Origin of the sequence: Streptosporangium sp. NPDC000563, from assembly GCF_040299985.1 — a bacterium.
Classification (GTDB): Bacteria; Actinomycetota; Actinomycetes; order Streptosporangiales; family Streptosporangiaceae; genus Streptosporangium.
In genome coordinates, this window is sequence record NZ_JBEPDA010000014.1 from 1 (window position 1) to 19,657 (window position 19,657).

Genomic DNA, 19,657 nt, shown 5'->3' on the forward strand with positions numbered 1-19,657 from the left:
GCAGAGCCGTGGCGATGCTCATCTTCCGCTCGGTGAAGGAGCCGGTGAGGGAGCCGACGGGCGAGTCGGCGATGATCGTCCGCCGCGGGTCGATCGGGGCCGGATCGTCACGCCCGCGACTCCAGGCACCGGCCGTGCACCGCCCCGGAGGTCGCGGGCGATCCCAAACATCCGGCCCATCAGGAAGGCCCCGGCCGGGTCTCAGTCGGCGCCGAAGCGTGCCCTGAGCTTGGCGTAGGCGGCGTCGGTGCCCTGGAGTGCCCGATCGATGTCGGCGTCGGTGTGGGCCGCGGACAGGAACCAGTTGTGCCACGGGTGGAGGTAGACCCCCTCCTCCAGGCAGGCCGCGGCCCAGAACATGCCCTTGTCCAGCGTCGCGTCGCCCTCGAAGGAGAGCCACGGGATCTGCACCGGCCCCGTCTGGTTGACCGTGAAGCCGTGCGAGGCCGCCTGGGCGGCCAGGCCCTCACGCAGGCGGGTGCCCGCGCGCTCCATCAGGGCGATGCCGTCGATGGCGCGCAACGTCTCGATCGTGGCCTTGGCCGCGGCCATCGGGGCGGCGTTGAACCAGAAGGAGCCGGTGGAGTAGAGCGTCTGGGCGGGCCCGCGCAGGGAATCCACACCGGTGACCGCGGCGATCGGGTGGCCGTTGGCCATGGCCTTGCTGAAGGCGTACAGATCGGGGCGCACGCCCAGGGGTTCCCAGGAACCGCCCAGGTCGATCCGCCAGCCCCCGCGCACGTCGTCGATCACCAGAGCGGCCCCGATCCGGTCGGCCAGGGCCCGCACCCCCCGGGCGAACTCCGCGGCGACGAGTTCCTGGTCCTCGAACGAGTCGTGCTTGAACGGCGTCACGATGATCGCGGCGACGTCGCCCTCCGCCTGGGCCGCGGCGGCCTCGACACCGGCGAGGTCGTTGTAGGTGAACTCGACCAGGTCGGCACGCTCGTTGGGGGTGGTCCCCGCCGGGCTGGGCGTGCACCACGGGTCGGCCCCGTGATAGGCGCCGTGCGCCATGAGGACCTTGGTCCTACCGGTGGCGGCGCGGGCGACCATCAGTGCCTGGGTGGTGGCGTCGGTGCCGTTCTTGGAGAACATCACCCAGTCGGCCTGCGGGACGGTCTCCACCAGCAGCTCGGCGAGCTCCACGTAGACGGGACCGGGACCGTTGAGGCAGTCGCCCGCGGCGAGCTGTGCGGCGACGGCGCCCTCGACGGCGGGATGACGGTGACCGAGCACGACGGGTCCCCACGAGCACATGAGATCGACGTACTCACGTCCGTCGGCGTCACGTTGGCGGCATCCTTCTCCCCCGACGAAGAACTGCGGATAGGCGGGACCGTGCAGGGCCGCGTTGAGATGGCCGTACATGCCACCGGGGACGACCTTGGCGGCCCGCTCCCTGAGTTTGGCGTCGATGGACATGCGCCGTCCTTTCGTCTCTGGTCATGTCTGGATGGGTTCGGCGGCTCCGCGGCCGAACCCCGCCGTCCGTACGGCCGCGGGGCCGGGGTGCGTGAACGGCGGGGTCACTTCTCGTCCCGTAGCTCCCTCGCACCGTCCAGACCCGCGTCCGAGCCCAGGCCCCCGGCGACCCGGGCGGCCAGCGCGGTGCCGAGCCTCGCGGCACCGGCCACGTCACGGCCGTCGACCAGACCCGCGACGAACCCGGCGCAGTAGGCGTCGCCGCAGCCGGTGGTGTCGACCACGGGGACGTCGAGAGCGGGAACGCGGGTGACGCCCTTCGCGTCGGCGATCAGGCTCCCGTCCGCGCCGAGCGTGACCAGGACGGCCGAGGCCCCCTGCGCCAGCAGTGCGTTCGCGGCCTCCTCCACATCCCCCGCCTCACCGGCGCCGCTCATCAGCAGTGCCTGCTCCTCGTTGGGCAGGAGGTAGTCGACATGAGGAAGGAAGACGCGAACCCCCTGCATGAGATCCGGCATGTTGGACAGCAGGTCCATGGTGACGATCGTGCCCGCCGCTCGCGCCTCGTCCAGCAGCGCGAAGAACGCGGGGTCGTACAGGCCCCAGGTGACGTCCATGCCGCCCAGGTGCACGACCCGCGCGCCGAGGACGGTCTCACGGGCGACGTCCGCGGTGGACAGCCCCAGGTTCGCGCCGGGAACGTGGAAGGACGGGCGCCCGCCGTCGGGGCGGATCGGCAGGATCGAGGCGGCGGTCTGCTCCCCCTGCCTGCGGACGATCCCGGTCACGTCGACCCCACGCCGCCCCATCATCATGACGAGCAGGTCGCCGAGCTCGTCGTCCCCGATCGCCCCCACCGAGGCCACCGGGACGCCGAGCGCGGCCAGGTCGACGGCGGTCGCGGCGGCGGCGCCCGCGGCGGTGACACGGATCTGCTCCAGCAGGTGGGTGTCCTGGCCGGCGGGGATCGACTCCACCGGCCTGGCGAGCACGTCCACGATGTGCGCACCGAGGGTGACGACGGTCATATCGAGTCCTCCTCATGTCTTCAGCGGATAATAGACGGGCGACCGACTAAAATGTCAACGAATCCGTTCAGGGAGGAGCGAGGTGCCGAAGATCGTCAATCACGGCGAGCGCCGCGAGGAGGTCGTGGAGGCCGCGCGCCGCGTCATCCTGCGCGAGGGCATCGAGGCCGCCACGACCCGGGCCATCGCCAGGGAGGCCGGTTACTCCAACGGCGTGCTCACCCACTACTTCACCGACAAGGACGACATCATGCTGTCGGCGCTGCGCTCCTCGCACCGACGCATCGTGGAACGCCTGCGCGGCAAGCTGACCGGTCTCACCGGCCTGGCCGCGCTACGCGAACTCCTCCTCGACAATCTCCCGCTGGACGACGAGCGCGCCCGCGAGAGCGGGCTGGAGATCGGCTTCTGGAGCCGCAGCCTGACCAGCCCGGCGATGCTGGAGACGCAGCGCGCCGAGGCCGAGGAACTGCGCTACCTGGTACGCAGCCTGCTCGGCGCGGCGGCCGCCGACGGAGAGATCACCGCCGCCGACGACCTCGACGACGTCACCGAGCGGCTGCTCGCCCTCGTCGACGGACTGAGCGCGCACCACCTGCTCTATCCCGACAGGCTCGACACCGCGCGCCTGGAACGGATGCTCGACGCCGAGCTCGACCGCCTGCGTCCCACCGGCGGGTAGGCCCGCACGGCCTCACGGTCCTGCCCGATCCTCGGACGAGGCACCCCGCGCTCGCCGGAGGACGCGCCGGGCGGCCGGACAGCCACCGGCCCGGAACCCTCAGGGCCGGCACCCGCGGAGCGTCCCGGACCGGCGGGGACCTCCCAAGGCCGCGGGACTCTCAGGCCAGCAGGGCGTAGAGCCGGTCGGCCACTCCCCTGGCGGTGGGCCGCTTGGCCGCGTCGCCGAGGCACGCCTGGACCAGGTCCGACAGCTCCGGTTCCAGGCTCGGGTGGATCGACGGCGTCGCGCTGTACACCTTGCGCAGAGTGAGCAGCGGGTCGTGGGTGGGCAGCTCCCCGTAAAGACCGTTGCCGCTCACCGCCCAGTGCAGTGCCGCGCCCAACGACCACACATCGCCCCCGGGGGTGGGGGTCTCCCCCTGAAGCAGCGTGGGGTCGGTGAACTCCACCGAGCCGATGTCCCCCATCCCGGTCACCGTCGCACCAGGCATCAGCACCTGCGACAGGCCGAGGTCGGAGAGCTTGCCACCGTCCTCGGTGAGCAGCACGTTGCCGGGACGGATGTCGCGGTGAACGATGCCCTCCTCGTGCAGCGCCTGCGCCGCGTGGGACACGCAGGCGACCGCGCGCAGCACCCGCTCACGCGAGGGACGCTCCGCGGGACGCGCCAGCGAGCCACCCGGCAGGTATTCCATCGAGTAGTAGAACACCCCGCCCTGCTGGCCGGCGTCGTAGAGCCGCACAAGGTACGGGGAGCGCACCGCGGCGAACGCCTTCAACTCCCTCGTGGCACGGCGGAACGCGTCGCTCCCGGTGCCGCCCACCACCTTCACCGCGACCAGGTCAGCCTCGACGGGCAACCGTTCCGGCCTCTTCGCCAAGTAGAACTCGCCGTGGTTGCCCGCCCCCAGTGACCTGACGAACTCGTAATCGGCGATGCCTTCCACCAACGGTCTCCCTCCGTACCCACGTGACGTTCGCGGCGACATCCCCCACACGGTAACGTCGCCCTCGACATTCTCGGGGCTTTTCTTTGCATACGGAAAGCGTGCTCGCAAGTGCTGCACATGGATCTGCTCCTGCTCGATCTCGTCATCGTCCTCGCGGCGGCCCGGCTGTTCGGAGCACTCGCCAGAAAGCTCGGCCAGCCCCCGGTCATCGGCGAGATCGTGGCGGGCATCCTGCTGGGCCCCACGCTGCTGGGCCCCCTCATCGGTGACCAGCTGTTCGGGCCGGAGATGCGGCCCCCGCTGCAGGCGCTGGCCAACGTCGGCCTCGTGCTGTTCATGTTCGTCGTCGGCCTGGAGCTGGACCAGAAGCTGGTCAGGGGCAAGGGCCGGATCGCGGTGACGGTGGCGCTCGGCTCGACCGTGGTGCCCTTCGTCCTGGGGTGCGTGCTCGCGCTCAGCATCGCGGGCGAGCACGTGGGCCGCGACAGGACGCTGCCGTTCGTGCTGTTCATGGGGGCGGCGATGTCCGCCACCGCGTTCCCCGTGCTGGCCAGGATCCTCACCGACCGGGGAATGCAGCGCATCACGCTCGGCGGCCTCGCCCTCGCCTCCGCGGCCGTCATCGACGTGCTCGCCTGGACCGCTCTGGCGGTGGTCGTGGGCATCGCCGGGGCGGGAGAGGCCGAAGGGCAGTGGAAGGTCCTGCTCGCCCTGCCGTACGCACTGGTGATGTTCCTGGTGGTCAAGCCCCTGCTGGCCCGCCTGGTGCCCGCGTACGAGAAGGCCGGGCGGCTCACGCCCGGACTGCTCTCGCTGGTGCTCATCGGCCTGATCGGGTCGGCCTGGGCCACCGAGTGGATGCACGTCCACTTCATCTTCGGGGCGTTCGTGTTCGGCGCGGTGATGCCCCGCGAGGGAGCCGAGCGGCTCAACCACGAGATCCTGGAACGGCTGGAGCAGCTCGCCGTGCTGCTGCTGTTGCCGATGTTCTTCGTGGTGGCGGGGCTCAACGTCAACCTGCGCGAGCTCGACCTGTCCAGTCTCGGCACGCTCGCCGCGATCCTGGCCGTCGCGATCGGCGGCAAGCTGCTCGGCTCCTACGCCGCGGCCCGGACGCAGCGACTGCCCGGACGGCAGTCCTGGACGCTCGCGGCCCTGCTCAACACGCGAGGACTCACCGAGATCGTCATCCTCACCGTCGGCCTGCAGAAGGGCGTGCTCGACGACGAGCTGTACTCGCTGATGGTGGTCATGGCCCTCGTCACGACCGCGATGACCGGTCCGCTGGTGCGCAGGCTCTACCCCGACAGGCGGGTGGCCCGCGACATCGCCGACGCCGAGCGCGCCGCCCTGGGAGTGACCGCCGCCCACCGGGTGCTGGTGGTCGTACCCGATCCCCCCGCCGAGCAGGCCCCGCTCGTCGGCCTGGCCACCGCCCTGGCACTCTCTGTGTCACCGTCGTCCCCGTCGACCCCATCCGAGGTGGTCCTGGGCCACCTGCGTCCCTACCCCTCGGGACGCCTGGAGGTCGGCAGCGGCCTCTCCTCGGAGCTGGCCGAGCTGGCCGAGACCCTTCACGAGCTGGAGACACTGGCCACCACGGCCCGCGAGCGCGGCTCGGACAGCAGGGTGGTGAGCCGGTTCAGCGCGGACGTGGCGGGCGAGCTGCCGGGGCTGGTCTCCGGCGCCCATCCTGACCTGCTGGTGCTGCCCGCCGACATCCCCGGCTACGCCGATGTGCGCGACGGCGCCACCTGCCGCGTGGTGACCGTGGCCACGCCCGTGCCGCCGTTCATGTTCGAGCAGGCCGGGCCTGGCTCCGAGCCGGTGGCGGTGGCGGTGCACCACGGCTCGGGCGGCGACGCCGCCGCCCACGTGGCGCTCGGCCTCGCGACACTGCGGGGGCGTCCCCTCGTCGTCACCGGAGGGAACCGGGCCTCGGCGCTGGCCCAGCGACTGGCCAAGCTCGGGGTGGAGGCCACCTCGGGCCCGGTCCCCGAGGGCGCGCTGGTCCTCGCCGCAGACACGGCGAACGTCCCCCAAGACGTTCATCTACTGGTTCGCGCCGAGCAGGACCCCGACCCTGTCGACTGGGCCGAGGCCGTCTCCGCCCTGCGCGCCCCGATCCCGCAGCCCTGACGCCTGCCCGGCGATCCTGCCCCCGGGCTCGGAGCGCCTTCCGCTCCTGACCACATCCCCCTGAACGCGCATCGGCGGCACGGCCCACGGCCGTGCCGCCGAAGAAGGGCGAGGGGTGCTCCTCAGCGGTTGCGGTGCGACTCGTAGCGCATGGTGCGTGAGACGCCGATCCGCACGGTGGTGCCGGGCAGGATCGCGACCGGCTCGTTCGGCGGGATGTCGTAGAAGTTGGGGTCACCGGGCGGCTGGATCTGGGTGCCGTTGACCGACCCCAGATCGACCAGGTTGACGTCCCAGCCGTCCAGCGCCACCCGCAGGTGACGGCGGGAAACCGAGCCGTCGGGGCTGGTGACCTTGGCCGCGCGCACCGAGCCGTCCGCCACCTCGGGAGCCCGCTCGGGGTCACGGCCCACCAGATAGTCGGTGTCGAGCCGCAGCGTCAGGCCGTCGTCCAGGAGCAGCACCCCCAGCGGCGGGCGCGGCCCCTTGTAGGGGACGAGGGTGCGCTGGACCAGCGCGATGCCACAGACCGCGCAGTAGGGGACGCGAGGGTCGTTGAAATGGTCGTTCTTGCAGTCGACCCCGTAGACCAGCGGCCGCGCCTCGGGCTCGGCCGCCGGGCCGGGCGCGGGAGCGGCGGAGGGTTCGCCTCCCGGCTGCTGCGCTCCCCCGGGTGTCAGCAACTCGTACTCGAACGGCTGGTCGCGCACGTCGATGGGATCGCCGCCGATCCCGCTCGCCATGGCGGTGTCGATGTCCTCGTGGTGGACGACCGCGGGAGCGGGCCCGGTGGAGGGACCGCCGGACTGCACACCCGGGTGACCGGGAGAGGAGAGCGGGCCCTGCGGCATCGGCTCGGAGTGCCACCCCTGCGGCTGCGGCTCGCGCCGCGGCTCCGCGGGCGGGGCGACCGGCGGGTAGGGATCGGCCGGGCCCATGGGGTAGGGCGGAGGCTCCGGGGACGCCGACCACGCGGGAGGTGCCGACCGCTCGGGCGGCGCGGACATCGGGACGGATTCGGGGACCGCGGGCTCCATCCGGGGGGCGGCGTGCTGTGCCTGCTGGGCGTGCTGCCCCTGGGGGGCGGCGGACTCCGCCCGTGGCACGGCACGCGGGGCGGCGCCCGGTTCGGTCGGGTCGCACGAGACCCCACCCGCGACGATCACCCCGGCGTCCAGCCGGGACAGCGGGTGCGCGGCCTCCGCATCGGGCAGGCGCAGCTCCACCCGGGTCACCGGGCCGGGAACCAGCCGGTCGGACCAGGTGAGCGCGTCGCGCCCCGCGAGCTGGATCTCACCGTTCGCGCCGGTCACCGACGCGAACGCGGGGCCGCTGACCAGGACGGCCACTCCCCCGCCGACGGGGCCGGCGACGGCGCACGCCACCGGCTCACCCATCATGGCGGCGAGGATCTGGGCGACGCGGCGGGCCAGCGCCCTGCCGTCGCCGCCGGAGGCCGCGGTCTCCCGCAGCGCTCCCAGCAGATCCTCAACGACGGCCTCGGCCGCGTCGCACACCAGCAGCAGGCCACCCTCGTGGGCCACCAGCCCGTTGCCCGGAAGCGGACGCACCACTCCGAAGCCCTGGTCGGTCACAGAACTCTCCCTCCCCGGAAACGCCATCGGATGAACGGCACCCTCATGGGACCGTTCGTCACCAACCAGATGCATACCCAGACGACGGTGAAATGCGTCCAGAAGGCGGCCGGCGGGACCGGATCGATGAAATCAACCGCACCGGACCGTAGCAAAAAGTACAGCACAAGACCTTCGGGGACGAGCGTCAGCAGGCCGAAGAGAGTCGGCCAGTCCTTCTCCCATCTGAACTGCATCAGGAAGTGGTATATCAGCTCCCAGACGACCCCCAGCACGGCCACCGCCGCGATGACCAGGAGGCCGTTGACGTAGCGGCCGGAGAGCGGCCCGGAACCGGGGAGCAGCGGAACGATCAGCAGGGTGATGACCACGCCGACGGTGGCGAGCATGAGCAGGCGCGTCTGAATACGGCCCAGCAGGGTCGGAACCACGAGAACTACTCCTTACACCGGCGAGTTGCGGGCCCATTTGAACCACTGCGAGGTCGACCGTAGCGGTCCCATCTTCTTGACGAATCCCCGCTTCGCCAGGTCGTCCGCTATCTCCTGTGCCGCGATCTGCAGGCCGAGGAAGGTGTCGACGCCGGGGAAGTAGCCGCCGAGTGTGGCCGACCCCGAGGCGTAGAGGGCGCCGTCGCCGTTGGCCGTCCCCTTCACCTCGAAGTGTCGCTCCACCTCAAGCCGGCCCACCGGGTTGCGGAACGCCCCGCCGTGCTGGAGCAGGTCCGCGAAGATCCGGTGCTCGGCGATGTCGGCCTCGAGGCCCGTGCAGTCGATGATGTAGTCGGACACCGGCTCGCGGACGATGCCGTCGCTGCTGCGCACGTAGCTGACGAGCCGCCCGTCGTGGCTCTGCTCCACGCGGTCGACGGTGCCCTGCACGGGGTGGTAGTAGCCGCCGCTGCGGCCCGCCCGCATCTGCTCCTGCCAGCGCCGCCTGTAGGGGGTGTTGGTGCCGCCCATCTCCTTGTACTTCCTCGCCCGGTCGGCGCCCTCCAGCTTGCGCATCTGCGCCTTGAGCTGGCCGCCCCACACCGACTTGGGATAGTTGAAGCCCTGGTAGGCCCAGCCGTCCCCGCCCTTGCGGCGCGACCAGATGTGCGGCCCGTGGGAGCCGCTGACGAACGTGCGGAAGATGTGGATGACCTGGGTCTGCAGGTTGTGTCGCTCCCGGTCGTCGAACAGCCGCTGGAGCACCCGGGAGGCGACGATGCCGCCACCGCGGATGACCACGGTGCCCGGCCGGGTCTTCAGGAACTCGTAGACCTGCTCGTGCGGCTCGTAGGCGTTGACGACGCGCTGGTAGTCACCGTGCTTGGTGCGGAACTCCTGCAGGTCCGGCAGGAACTTCAGGCCCGGGTAGCCGATCGCGATGTGCACGAAGCGCGACCGGAAGATGATGCGCTTGGTCGGCCCCGCGCCGTCGGGCGGGGTGACCACGGTGAAGTAGCCGCCGCCCGCCCTGCGGCGGACCATCCGCACCTGCCCCTTGACCAGCATGTCCCAGTAGTTGATGCGCTTGGCCTCGCGTTCGAGGTTCTCGAAGACGGTGCCGGCGCGCGGGGTCCAGTAGTCGTTCAGGAGGGGCTCGGTGAGGATCTGCCACAGGTATGACGGCTTCTTCTCCTTCCACGCCTCTTCCAGGGCGTAGGAGGGGAAACCCCACAGGTTGTCCGGGCGGGAGGAGGAGTCGGAGCGGATCCGCTCACCCCGGGGGATCTGCGAGCATCTGGTGAGGAACTCGTAGGTCTGCCACGGATGGTCGATGTTGGACACCACCCGCATCTGCGAGGTGGGAACGCCGTAGATCCTGAGGTAGTCGAGCGTCACAAAGGATCCCATGCCACCACCGACCGTGAGGAAGGGGATGTCGTACATGGGGATGCCCGCGGCCGCGACCATCTGGTCGGTCCATTCGGGGGCGCCGAGGAGATCCGGCGTCAGATCACCGGCAGGCGCCGGTGTTTGGGGGGGTGCCAATTGACGTCCCTTAAGCTACGTGGCCAGCCCATTCGCTGGCCAAAACCCTAGTCCTGGTGAGAGCCGAAGACGAGTGGGACGAACAGGTACGTTCCTCTCCTGCCATCCCCTGTCTTCGGCGAGTATCCAGTGAGACGCCTGTAAATCACCTGTGGTTCGCTTAAACCCCGCTGAACACGCGGTTCACGTCCGAGGTCGCGAGCACGCCGAAGATCTCGCCGCCCCGCTCCACCAGGAGATACTCCCCGGCCGGGGCTTCGCGCATGGCGTCGATCAGCGGCTCGCCCTCCAGGTCCGCGGCCAGCACCAGCGACGGCTCCAGGCTGCGCGCGAGCGAACCCGCCGTCACCCAGGGGCGGCGGCTCTCCGGGGTGGACTCCACCGCGACCTCGTTCACGATGCCCGTGGGACGACCCTCGTGGTCGACCACCACCATCGCCCCCGCCTGTGCCTCCGCGGCCCGCCGCAGGGCCTCGGCCAGCGGCACGTCGCCGGTCACCGCGATGGCCCGCCTGGCGAGGGCGCGAGCGTTGACCTCGGGGATCCGGGCCCGCACGCGGGCACCGCGCAGCGACTGGGTGGCGCCGAACCAGATGAAGGCGGCGAGCAACAGCGACCAGATGAGCATCAGGCCTGGCTCCTGCCCGGCCACCAGCGTCAGCCCGACGGGCAGTACGACCAGGGCGACGGCCAGCACCCGGCCCGCCCAGGCCGCCGCGACCGTACCGGAGAGCGGCTTACGGGTGATCTTCCAGACGCCCGCCCGCAGCATGCGCCCGCCGTCGAGCGGCAGCCCCGGGAGCAGGTTGAAGATCCCGACCATCAGGTTGGCGAGCCAGAGCTGGAAGACCAGGACGCCGGCGATCGTGCCGGGGTCGATGACGTAGGAGGCGGCGAATCCGATCGCGGCCAGCCCGAGCGAGAGCAGCGGCCCGGCGAAGGCCACCATGAACTCCCTGCCCGGGGTCTCCGGCTCGCGCTCGATCTCCGAGACGCCGCCGAGCAGGTAGAGCGTGATGCGCCGTACCGGCAGGCCGTACATCCTGGCCACCACGCAGTGCGCCAGCTCGTGCAGGAGCACCGAGACGTACAGCAGCACCGCGAAGACGAACGCGACGACATAGGTGAGCGGGATGCTCAGATCGGGCAGCCGGTAGGCCACCACGCTCTGGAACGAGTAGGTGATGAACGCCGCCACGATGAACCAGGTCGGCGAGACGTAGATCGGGATGCCGAACGGGCGGCCCATCAGCAGCCCTGGACTGTCCTGGCGTGGGCTGTCGCTGCTCACCGCTGCTTCACCATTTCCTTGTTCAATCCACCCTCAGTCCTCGATGGTACGCGCCATCGGGCCTCCGGTAGGCGCCACGGGGGCACCTCGGGCACAAACTGTCGTCACCGTGACCTACAGTGCGGTCATGTCACCGACCGAGCCCACGATCGTCGGAGCCCTGTCGCCGTCGCGCGCGGGCGACTTCATGACGTGCCCGCTGCTCTACCGCTTCCGGGTGATCGACCGGCTTCCCGAGCCGCCGTCGCCCGCCGCGGTACGGGGCACGATGGTCCACTCGGTGCTGGAACGCCTGTACGACCTTCCCGCCCCGCAGCGCACGGTCTCCGCGGCCCACGACCTGCTGGAGCCCCAATGGCACAGGCTCCAGCAGGAGGACCCCTCCTATGCCGGGATGTTCACCGGCGACGACGACCGCGCCGAGTGGCTGGCCCAGGCCCGCGTCATGCTGGAGCGTTACTTCACCCTTGAGGACCCCACCTGTCTGGAGCCCGCGGAGCGTGAGCTCTACGTGGAGGCGGTCCTCGGCAGCGGCCTGATGCTGCGGGGTTACATCGACCGGCTGGACGTCGCGCCCACCGGTGAGGTCCGCGTCGTCGACTACAAGACCGGCAGCGCCCCTGGCCCCGCCTTCGAGGCCAAGGCGCTGTTCCAGATGAAGTTCTACGCGCTGGTCCTGTGGCGGTTGCGCGGCTCGGTGCCCCGCATGCTCCAGCTGATGTACCTCGGGGGCGGCGGTGAGGTCCTGCGCTACACCCCCGACGAAGCCGACCTGCTGGCCACCGAGCGCAAGGTCCAGGCCCTGTGGCAGGCGATCGAGCGCGCGCTGGAGACCGGCGAGTGGCGCTCCAGGCCCAGCAGGTTGTGCGACTGGTGCAGTTACAAGGACCTGTGCCCGGAGTTCGGCGGCACTCCCCCGCCCGTCCCCGAGCGGCAGCCGGGCGACACCATGCGCAGCAACCGGCGGTCCGCCAAGATCTCGCGGGCGGCCACCGACGAGCTTTAGCGGCTGCGCCGATCGCGACACTACGCGTCGCGGTGAGGACGCTTGAACCCGCCCAACGCGACCTGCCTCGGGAAGCATCCCCGGAGACATGCCCGTGATCTGTCCTTGAGGGACGACCCGTGAGGCCGCGCCGGGGACTGGACTGAGGAGAACGGGGTCGTGAGGAACGAACGATCCCGCTCTCCGAGGGAAGGAGCCGGACAAGAGCGGCCTCACCGCGACGCGCCAGCGTCGCCAACCAACCCGTGAGGCCGCGCCGGGGACTGGACTGAGGAGAGGGAGGTCGTGAGGAACGAACGATCTTCCTCGACGAGGGAAGGAGCCGGATCCCAGCGGCCGAACCGCGACGCGCCAGCGTCGCAACCGGCACTGAAGGAGCCGGATCCCAGCGGCCGAACCGCGACGCGCCAGCGTCGCAACCGGCACCGTCCTTCGTGGGGATGAGGGCGATATCCACCTCTGGCAGGGTGGCACCGGTGGAGGGGCGCCTACATTGATTGTGTGCGCGACACCATCGGCAGCCTGCGGGCATGGTTCCACGGGCACCCGCTGATTCCCGACGTGATCTTCGGTGCAGCGCTGGCCGCCGCCTCGGTCCCCTTCGCCCACGTGGCCCACGCCTTCGGCGATCCCGCCCGTCTGAGGGAGCCGGACGCGATGGGTCTGGGCCTGATCGTGGCGGGCTGCCTGTCGGTGGCACTGCGCGGCCACCGGCCGTTCCTGATGCTCTTCCTGGTCTGCGTGGCCGAGGTCACGCTGGCCTCCACAGGACGCAACTCCTCCCTGCTCTGGCTCGTCACCCTGGTGCTGGTCTACACGATCGCCGCCCGGCGCGGCCTGGCTCTCAGTCTGTGCGCCCCGGCGCTCGCCCTCGCCGGTCACCTCCTGTCGGCGGCGGCGGAGGGCCGGCTCGGCGAGTGGAACAGCCATCTACTGATGGCCGTCTTCACCGTCTCCCTGTGGATCGCGGGCCGGAACGCGCTGCTGCGCCGGGCCTACCAGGCGGAGCTGCGCGACCGGGCGCGGCGTATGGAACGCGTAAGGGAGGCCGACACCCGGGCGGCGAGGGCCGAGGAGCGCTCCCGTATCGCCCGCGAGCTTCACGATGTGGTCGCCCACCACGTGAGTGTGATGACCGTCCAGGCCGCCGCGGCGCGCCGGGTGCTGGCCGGCAACCCCGAGGGGGCGAGAGAGGCGCTGGCGGCGATCGAGGAGCTCGGCCGGACGGCGATGGCGGAGATGCGCAGCATGGTGGGCGTGCTCAGGACCGAGGGGGCCCTCGTCGAGCGCAGCCCGCAGCCGGGGGTGCGCGAGATCCCCGCCCTGGTCGATCAGATGCGCGAGGCGGGGCTGCGGACGCAGCTGTGCATCGAGGACGAGCGGGCCACCCCGGAGACGGCAGGAGCGGCGGAGGTGGCGGGGGTGGCGGGGACGGTGAGAACGGCAGGGACGGCAGGGACGGCAGGGACGGCAGGGACGGTGAGAACACTGCCTCCCGGTGTCGACCTGGCCGCGTACAGACTCGTCCAGGAGGCCCTCACCAACAGCCTGCGGCACGCGGGGCCGCAGGCACGGGCCTGGGTGAGGGTGCGGCACGAACCGGGTGAGCTGGCCATCCAGGTCGAGGACGACGGCCTCGGCCCGCGGGCGCGTGCGGAGGACGGGGAGGCGACCGGGCACGGATTGGCGGGTATTCGCGAGCGTGTCGCCCTCTATGGTGGACTTCTGAGGATCGGCCCGCGCGACGGGGGCGGATTCGAGGTCAATGCCCGGTTCCCCCTCAAGGACACGTGATGACGATCAGAGTGCTGCTGGTGGACGACCAGCCACTGCTGCGCACCGGCTTCCGCCTGATCCTGGAGGCCGAGGCCGATCTCACCGTGGTCGGCGAGGCCGGAGACGGCAAGGCGGCACAGGACCAGTCGCGGGCGCTGCTGCCCGACGTGGTGCTGATGGACGTCCGGATGCCGGGCGTGGACGGCATCGAGGCGACCCGCAGGATCGTGCGGGAGGCCACCGTGGGCGCGCACGTGCCGCGGGTGCTGGTGCTGACGACCTTCGACCTCGACGAGTACATCGTGGAGGCGCTGCGCGCCGGGGCGAGCGGGTTCCTGCTGAAGGACGTCCCGCCCGAGGAGTTGGTGCAGGCCATCCGGGTGGTTGCGGCGGGCGACGCCATCGTCGCGCCGAGCGTCACCAGGCGGCTGCTGGACAAGTTCGGCGCGCACCTGCCCTCGATGCACCAGCAGTCGACCCCCGCGCGCCTTGACCGGCTGACCGAGCGCGAGCTGGAGGTGCTCCGGTTGATCGCCAAGGGCATGTCCAACGCGGAGATCGCCGCCGAACTGGTGGTGAGCGAGACGACGGTGAAGACCCACGTCGGCAACGTGCTCACCAAGCTGGGTCTGCGCGACCGCGTCCAGGCCGTCGTCCTGGCGTACGAGACCGGCCTGATCACACCGGGCGCCCTTCCCTGACGCCTCTCACACGCCCGCGCCGACCCTAGGCCCACACGCCCAGGGGACCCTCACTCGGGCCCCCACGCGGCGTACGGGGAGCGGGGCGAGTGCGGTCAGCTCGAGACGGCCTGCAGAGGTGGCTGCTCCGTGGGGGCGTTCTCCGGGAAATGGCAGGCGACCTGGTGCCCCGGAGCCAGCGTCTCCAGCGGTGGTTCCACCTTCTTGCAGATCTCCTGGGCCTTCCAGCACCGGGTGTGGAACCGGCAGGCGGACGGCGGGTTGAGCGGGCTGGGCACGTCGCCCTGGAGACGGATGCGCTCGCGATCCCTGCGCCGGGCCGGGTCCGGGACGGGCACCGCGGACATCAGCGCGTTGGTGTACGGGTGCATGGGCGACTCGTACAGCGCCTTGCGGTCGGCCAACTCGACGATCTTGCCGAGATACATGACCGCGACCCGGTCGCTGATGTGCCGGACCACCGACAGGTCGTGCGCGATGACCACATAGGTCAGGCCGAGCTCGTCCTGCAGGTCCTCCAGGAGGTTGACCACCTGCGCCTGGATCGACACGTCCAGCGCGGAGACCGGCTCGTCGGCGATGATGAGCTTGGGCTTGAGCGCGAGCGTGCGGGCGATGCCGATGCGCTGGCGCTGACCGCCGGAGAACTCGTGCGGGTAGCGGTTGTAGTGCTCGGGGTTGAGCCCGACCAGCTCCAGGATCTCCTGGACCGCCTTCTTGGTGCCCTGCTCGGTCTGGATCCCCTGGATGCGGAACGGCGCGCCGACGATGGCACCGACCGTGTGGCGGGGGTTGAGCGAGGAGTAGGGGTCCTGGAAGATGATCTGCACGTCGCGCCGGAGCGGCCGGATCTTGGACTGCGACATGTGGGTGATGTCGTGTCCCTCGAAGACGATCTTCCCGCCGGTCGGCTCGATGAGCCTGGTGATCATGCGCCCCGTCGTGGTCTTGCCGCAGCCGGACTCGCCCACCAGACCGAGGGTCTCCCCCTTGAAGACGTCGAAGCTGATCCCGTCGACCGCTTTGACCGCACCGACCTGGCGTTTGAGCAGGCCCTTGGTCACCGGGAAGTGCTTCTCCAGCCCTTGCACTGACAGAATTGGCTCGGTCACAGACTTTCCGTTCGTCGAACGCACGGCCTGGGCGACGGGTGTGTCGGCTCGCTCGCTCACGAGGACTCCAGGTTCGCTTTGATCTCGTTCTCCCAGATGTCCCGCCTGACCTCACGGGGCAGGTGGCACCGGACCAGATGGCCGCCCTCGCTCTCGACCAGCTCGGGCACCTCGGTGTTCGCCCTTCCGCCGGTACGGTCGGCGTATTCGCAGCGCGGGTGGAAGGCACACCCGGCGGGCACGTTGATCAGAGAGGGCGGAGTGCCCTTGATCGGCAGCAGCCGTTCGGTCCGCTCCCGGTCCAGGCGCGGCATCGATCCCAGCAGGCCCCAGGTGTAGGGATGCTCCGGCCGCTCGAAGATGCTCTCCGACGTGCCGTACTCGATGCCCTTGCCGCCGTACATCACCAGGATGTCGTCCGCCAGCTCCGCGACGACCCCCAGGTCGTGGGTGATGACGATCAGCGCGGCGTTGAAGTCGCGCTGCAGGTCGCGCATCAGGTCCAGGATCTGCGCCTGTACCGTCACGTCGAGGGCCGTGGTCGGCTCGTCCGCGATGAGGAGCTCCGGGTCGCAGGAGAGCGCCATGGCGATCATCGCGCGCTGGCGCATGCCGCCGGAGAACTCGTGCGGATAGCTGTCGACGCGCCTGTCCGGCTGCGGGATGCCCACCCGGCCCAGCATCTCGACGGCGTGCTTGCGCGCGACCCTCTTGCTGACCTGATTGTGGATCCGGTACGCCTCCACGATCTGCGCGCCCACCGTGTAGAAGGGGTGCATCGCGGAGAGCGGATCCTGGAAGATCATCGCCATCTTCTTGCCGCGCAACGTCCTGACGTGGTCGGCCGAGGCGGAGACGAGTTCCTCACCGTCCAGCCAGATCTCGCCGGAGATCTTCGCCCTGCCTCCCTTGTGCAGGCCGAGGATGCCCAGCGAGGTGACGCTCTTGCCGGATCCGGACTCGCCCACGATGCCGAGCGTCTTGCCGCGCTCCAGCTGGAAGGAGAGCCCGTCGACCGACTTGACGAGGCCGTCGTCCGTCGGAAAGTGGATCCGCAGGTCCCTCAGTTCGAGAAAGCTCGACGGAGCGCTCATCCAAGCCTCACCCTCGGGTCGACCACCGCGTACAGCAGGTCGACGATCAGACTGGCCAGCACGACGAAGAGCGCCGCGACCATGGTGACACCCATGATCTTCGGAAGGTCGTTCGTCACGATGGCCTGGACGGCGTAGTCGCCGATGCCCTTCAAGGAGAACGTGCTCTCGGTGAGCACCGCGCCACCGAGCAGCAGGCCGAGGTCCAGACCGAAGATCGTCAGAATGGGTGTCAGCGCGGCGCGCAGCCCGTGCTTGACGACCACCCTGGACTCCTGCATGCCCTTGGCCCTGGCCGTGCGGATGTAGTCCTCGCTCATGGTCTCCAGCATTCCCGCCCTGGTCAGACGCGCGTAGGACGCGGCGTAGAGGAACGCGAGTGTGATCCACGGCAGGAGGAGGTTGTAGGCCCACTGCGCTGGATTCTCGAAGAACGGCGTGAAACTGCCGCCCGGCGCGGTGATGCCCAACCCGTAGCTGAAGACGACGAGGGAGACGATGCCGGTGAAGAAGATCGGCAAAGAGACGCCGGCGAGCGCGATGCTCATCGCCGCCCGGTCGAAGATCGTGCCCTTTCTCAGCGCGGACAGCACGCCTGTCGCGACGCCGCCGAGCAACCAGATCACCGAGGCGCCCAGGGCGAGCGAGAGGGTGACCGGGATGCGTTCCACCAGGTCGGGCCAGACAGGCTGCCTCCTGATGAAGGAGTAGCCGAAACAGGGGGCGGGGCACTCCTCGATGGAGGCGCCGGTGTCGAACTTCGAGCCGACGAAGACGCCCGAGATCCAGCGGCCGTACTGCACGGGAACCGGGTCGTTGAACCCGAGTTTCTCCGCTGTGGCCGCGATCATCTCCGAGTCGGCGGACCTGCCCATGTAGCGGCTGGCGAAGTCCTCGGCCGTGGCGCCCGCGATGCGGGGAATCACAAAGAAGATCGAGAAGGTGACCATGCTCACGATGACGAGCATGAGCAGCGCGCCGACCAGGCGGCGGATGATGTAAGTGACCACAGTCCCCCCGGCTCCAGGGGCCGGCCCAGCGGGCCGGCCCCTTCAAGCCTCGACTAACCGAACTCGACTAACCGAACTGGATTTCCGACGCTTACTGGACACCCAGGTTCAGGTAGTCGTACATGTCGAACGCACCGGTGACGAAGACGTTCGTCGCGCCCTGGGGACGGACGAGGACGCCCTTGGACCAGACCGCGGGCAGCACGTAGGCCTGCTCCATCACCCTCTGGTCGATCTCGCCCCAGAGCGCGTCACGCTTGGCGACGTCGTTCTCCTGGAAGATCTGGTCGATCTTCGCGTCGATCTCCTTGTCCTTGATGCTGAGGTTGTAGTTACCGCCCGACTCGCGGATGGTCCGGCTGTCGACGATCTGCGACATGAAGCCGAAGCCGTCGTTCCAGTCGGCGCCCCAGCCGTTGGTGGCCAGGCCGATGCCGTTCTTCTTCACGAAGTCCGGCTTGCCGGCGTAGAGCGCGAAGTAGTCACCGGTGGGGTAACCCTTGAGCGTCAGCTTGATGCCGGCCTTGGCCAGCGCCTGCTGGAGCGACTCGGCGGTCGCCTTCTCCTTGGGACGGTCGGCGCGGTAGGCCATGGTGGTCTCGAAACCGTCGGGCTTGCCGCACGCGGTGAGGGCCTCCTTGGCCTTCTCCACGTCGCCGGTGCCGGTCGGGTAGAGGTCCAGCTTCTTCCAGCCGCCGATCGACGGCGGCATCAGACCGGTCGCGATGTCACCGCCGGCGAACTCGCCGCCGTAGGCGTTCTGCAGACCCACCCGGTCGGCGGCGAAGATGATCGCCCTGCGGCAGTCCACGTTGTCCAGCGGGGCCACGTCGGAGATGATCGAGGTGTACCAGGTGCGGGCGCCGGTGGGGTTGTCCGCCCGGGCCTTCAGCGTCGGGTCGCCCAGCACGCGACCGAGCGCGGCGGGCTGGACGCCCGAGCCGGCGAGGTCGATGTGCAGGTCGCCGGAGATGATCCGGTTGTCCAGGTCGTCGGCGTTGACGCCGAGGGAGATCTCGTAGCTGTCCGGCAGCGCCTTGCGGATCGGGTCGGTCGCCGGGTCCCAGTGCTCGTTGCGGACCAGGGTGTACTGCTTGCCGGGCTCGACCTTGTCGAACTTGTAGGGGCCGGAGGCGACCACGTGCTCGCGGTACTTGACGCCGGTGTCCTTGTCCTTGGGGACCGGGATCGTGCCGGGCAGCGCCGCGAAGTTGTCGAAGCCGCCGTAGGCCTTCTTCAGGTGGAAGACGATCGTCTGGTCGTCCGGCGTCTCGATCGCGGAGTCGGTGTTGACGTCCGGGGTCTTGTAGACGCTCTTGAAGTCCTTCGGCAGGTCCAGCCAGTCGTTGAAGTACGTGGGGCCGTTGACCAGGGTCTCCTTGTCCATGGACCGCAGGACCGCGTACTTGACGTCCTTGGACGTGATCGGCGTGCCGTCCTCGAACTTCAGACCGGCGCGAAGCTTGTAGGTCCAGGTCTTGCCGTCGTCACTCGACTCGCCCAGGCTCTCGGCCAGGTCCGGGGAGAGCTTGCGGCCCTCGGCGCCGGGGGCGGGGGTGTAGGTCACCAGCGAACGGCCGTAGATCCGGATGAGGTTCCAGGAGAGCGCGTAGTAGGTGTCACCGGGGTCCACCGAGTCCCAGTCCTCGGAGATCGCCATCTTCAGGACGCCACCCTTCTTGTCGGAAGGGTTGAACACCGCCTCGAGTCCGGCGTTGAACGCCTCCGCGGCCGCCGGCGCGCCCGACGAGCCGTCGGCCGGCTTCGTCTCGCTGCCGCCACCGCCACCGCAGGCGGAGAGCCCCAGGGAGAGAGCGGCACCCGCGGCCGCGAAGGCCACTGCGGATTTCTTGTTCATTTACTTGCA

General features: G+C 70.0%; 16 protein-coding genes. 5 read left to right on the top strand and 11 right to left on the bottom strand.

Features of this window, described 5'->3' with window-relative positions; translation table 11 throughout:
* Positions 1-201: 201 nt before the first annotated feature.
* Together ABT352_RS26590 and ABT352_RS26595 are read right to left on the bottom strand one after the other, a co-directional pair.
* Positions 202-1,425, bottom strand: coding sequence for an aminotransferase class III-fold pyridoxal phosphate-dependent enzyme (locus tag ABT352_RS26590; RefSeq protein WP_350947654.1), 1,224 nt, complete (start codon positions 1,423-1,425; stop codon positions 202-204).
* A gap of 104 nt (positions 1,426-1,529) precedes the next feature.
* A complete protein-coding gene (locus ABT352_RS26595) occupies positions 1,530-2,453 on the bottom strand; it encodes a carbohydrate kinase family protein (RefSeq protein ID WP_350947655.1) in 924 nt (307 codons plus the stop codon).
* Between the two features lie 82 nt (positions 2,454-2,535).
* On the opposite strand from ABT352_RS26595, the gene ABT352_RS26600 reads away from it, so the two are divergent.
* Positions 2,536-3,135, top strand: coding sequence for a TetR/AcrR family transcriptional regulator (locus ABT352_RS26600; RefSeq protein WP_350947656.1), 600 nt, complete (start codon positions 2,536-2,538; stop codon positions 3,133-3,135).
* A 160-nt stretch (positions 3,136-3,295) separates the two neighbouring features.
* Here ABT352_RS26600 and ABT352_RS26605 read toward each other — a convergent pair whose 3' ends face one another.
* A complete protein-coding gene (locus tag ABT352_RS26605) occupies positions 3,296-4,084 on the bottom strand; it encodes a serine/threonine-protein kinase (protein WP_350947657.1) in 789 nt (262 codons plus the stop codon).
* 120 nt (positions 4,085-4,204) lie between these two features.
* On the opposite strand from ABT352_RS26605, the gene ABT352_RS26610 reads away from it, so the two are divergent.
* Positions 4,205-6,226, top strand: coding sequence for a cation:proton antiporter (locus tag ABT352_RS26610; RefSeq protein ID WP_350947813.1), 2,022 nt, complete (start codon positions 4,205-4,207; stop codon positions 6,224-6,226).
* 122 nt (positions 6,227-6,348) lie between these two features.
* Here the strand turns inward: ABT352_RS26610 and ABT352_RS26615 are convergent, their stop codons facing one another.
* The 4 genes from ABT352_RS26615 to ABT352_RS26630 form a co-directional block, all read right to left on the bottom strand.
* Positions 6,349-7,821: an FHA domain-containing protein gene (locus ABT352_RS26615; RefSeq protein WP_350947658.1), complete on the bottom strand. Its 1,473-nt coding sequence runs from the start codon at positions 7,819-7,821 to the stop codon at positions 6,349-6,351.
* Positions 7,818-8,252, bottom strand: a complete 435-nt coding sequence (locus tag ABT352_RS26620; protein WP_350947659.1) for a hypothetical protein — start codon at positions 8,250-8,252, stop codon at positions 7,818-7,820. Before ABT352_RS26620 ends, ABT352_RS26615 begins: the two co-directional genes overlap by 4 nt.
* Positions 8,253-8,264: 12 nt before the next feature.
* Entirely contained in the window at positions 8,265-9,800 is a 1,536-nt protein-coding gene (locus tag ABT352_RS26625; protein WP_350947660.1) for a hypothetical protein, read from the bottom strand.
* Positions 9,801-9,960: 160 nt separating this feature from the next.
* The gene (locus ABT352_RS26630; RefSeq protein ID WP_350947814.1) at positions 9,961-11,049 is read right to left on the bottom strand and encodes a site-2 protease family protein; all 1,089 of its coding nucleotides are present in this window, start codon (positions 11,047-11,049) and stop codon (positions 9,961-9,963) included.
* Between the two features lie 169 nt (positions 11,050-11,218).
* Between ABT352_RS26630 and ABT352_RS26635 the strand changes: the two genes are divergently transcribed.
* From ABT352_RS26635 to ABT352_RS26645, 3 genes are all read left to right on the top strand, one after another.
* Positions 11,219-12,097, top strand: coding sequence for a RecB family exonuclease (locus ABT352_RS26635; protein WP_350947661.1), 879 nt, complete (start codon positions 11,219-11,221; stop codon positions 12,095-12,097).
* A gap of 501 nt (positions 12,098-12,598) precedes the next feature.
* Positions 12,599-13,891: a sensor histidine kinase gene (locus ABT352_RS26640; RefSeq protein WP_350947662.1), complete on the top strand. Its 1,293-nt coding sequence runs from the start codon at positions 12,599-12,601 to the stop codon at positions 13,889-13,891.
* Positions 13,891-14,574, top strand: coding sequence for a response regulator (locus ABT352_RS26645; RefSeq protein WP_350947663.1), 684 nt, complete (start codon positions 13,891-13,893; stop codon positions 14,572-14,574). Before ABT352_RS26640 ends, ABT352_RS26645 begins: the two co-directional genes overlap by 1 nt.
* A 95-nt stretch (positions 14,575-14,669) precedes the next feature.
* Here ABT352_RS26645 and ABT352_RS26650 read toward each other — a convergent pair whose 3' ends face one another.
* The 4 genes from ABT352_RS26650 to ABT352_RS26665 form a co-directional block, all read right to left on the bottom strand.
* On the bottom strand, positions 14,670-15,686 hold the full coding sequence (locus ABT352_RS26650; protein ID WP_350947664.1) for an ABC transporter ATP-binding protein: 1,017 nt from the start codon (positions 15,684-15,686) through the stop codon (positions 14,670-14,672).
* Positions 15,687-15,742: 56 nt separating this feature from the next.
* Complete coding sequence (locus tag ABT352_RS26655) at positions 15,743-16,780, bottom strand: ABC transporter ATP-binding protein (protein ID WP_350947665.1); 1,038 nt, start codon at positions 16,778-16,780, stop codon at positions 15,743-15,745.
* The gene (locus ABT352_RS26660) at positions 16,777-17,790 is read right to left on the bottom strand and encodes an ABC transporter permease (protein WP_350947666.1); all 1,014 of its coding nucleotides are present in this window, start codon (positions 17,788-17,790) and stop codon (positions 16,777-16,779) included. The genes ABT352_RS26655 and ABT352_RS26660 overlap by 4 nt, the downstream gene beginning before the upstream one ends.
* Positions 17,791-17,881: 91 nt before the next feature.
* A complete protein-coding gene (locus ABT352_RS26665) occupies positions 17,882-19,648 on the bottom strand; it encodes an ABC transporter substrate-binding protein (protein ID WP_350947667.1) in 1,767 nt (588 codons plus the stop codon).
* Between the last annotated feature and the right edge of the window lie 9 nt (positions 19,649-19,657).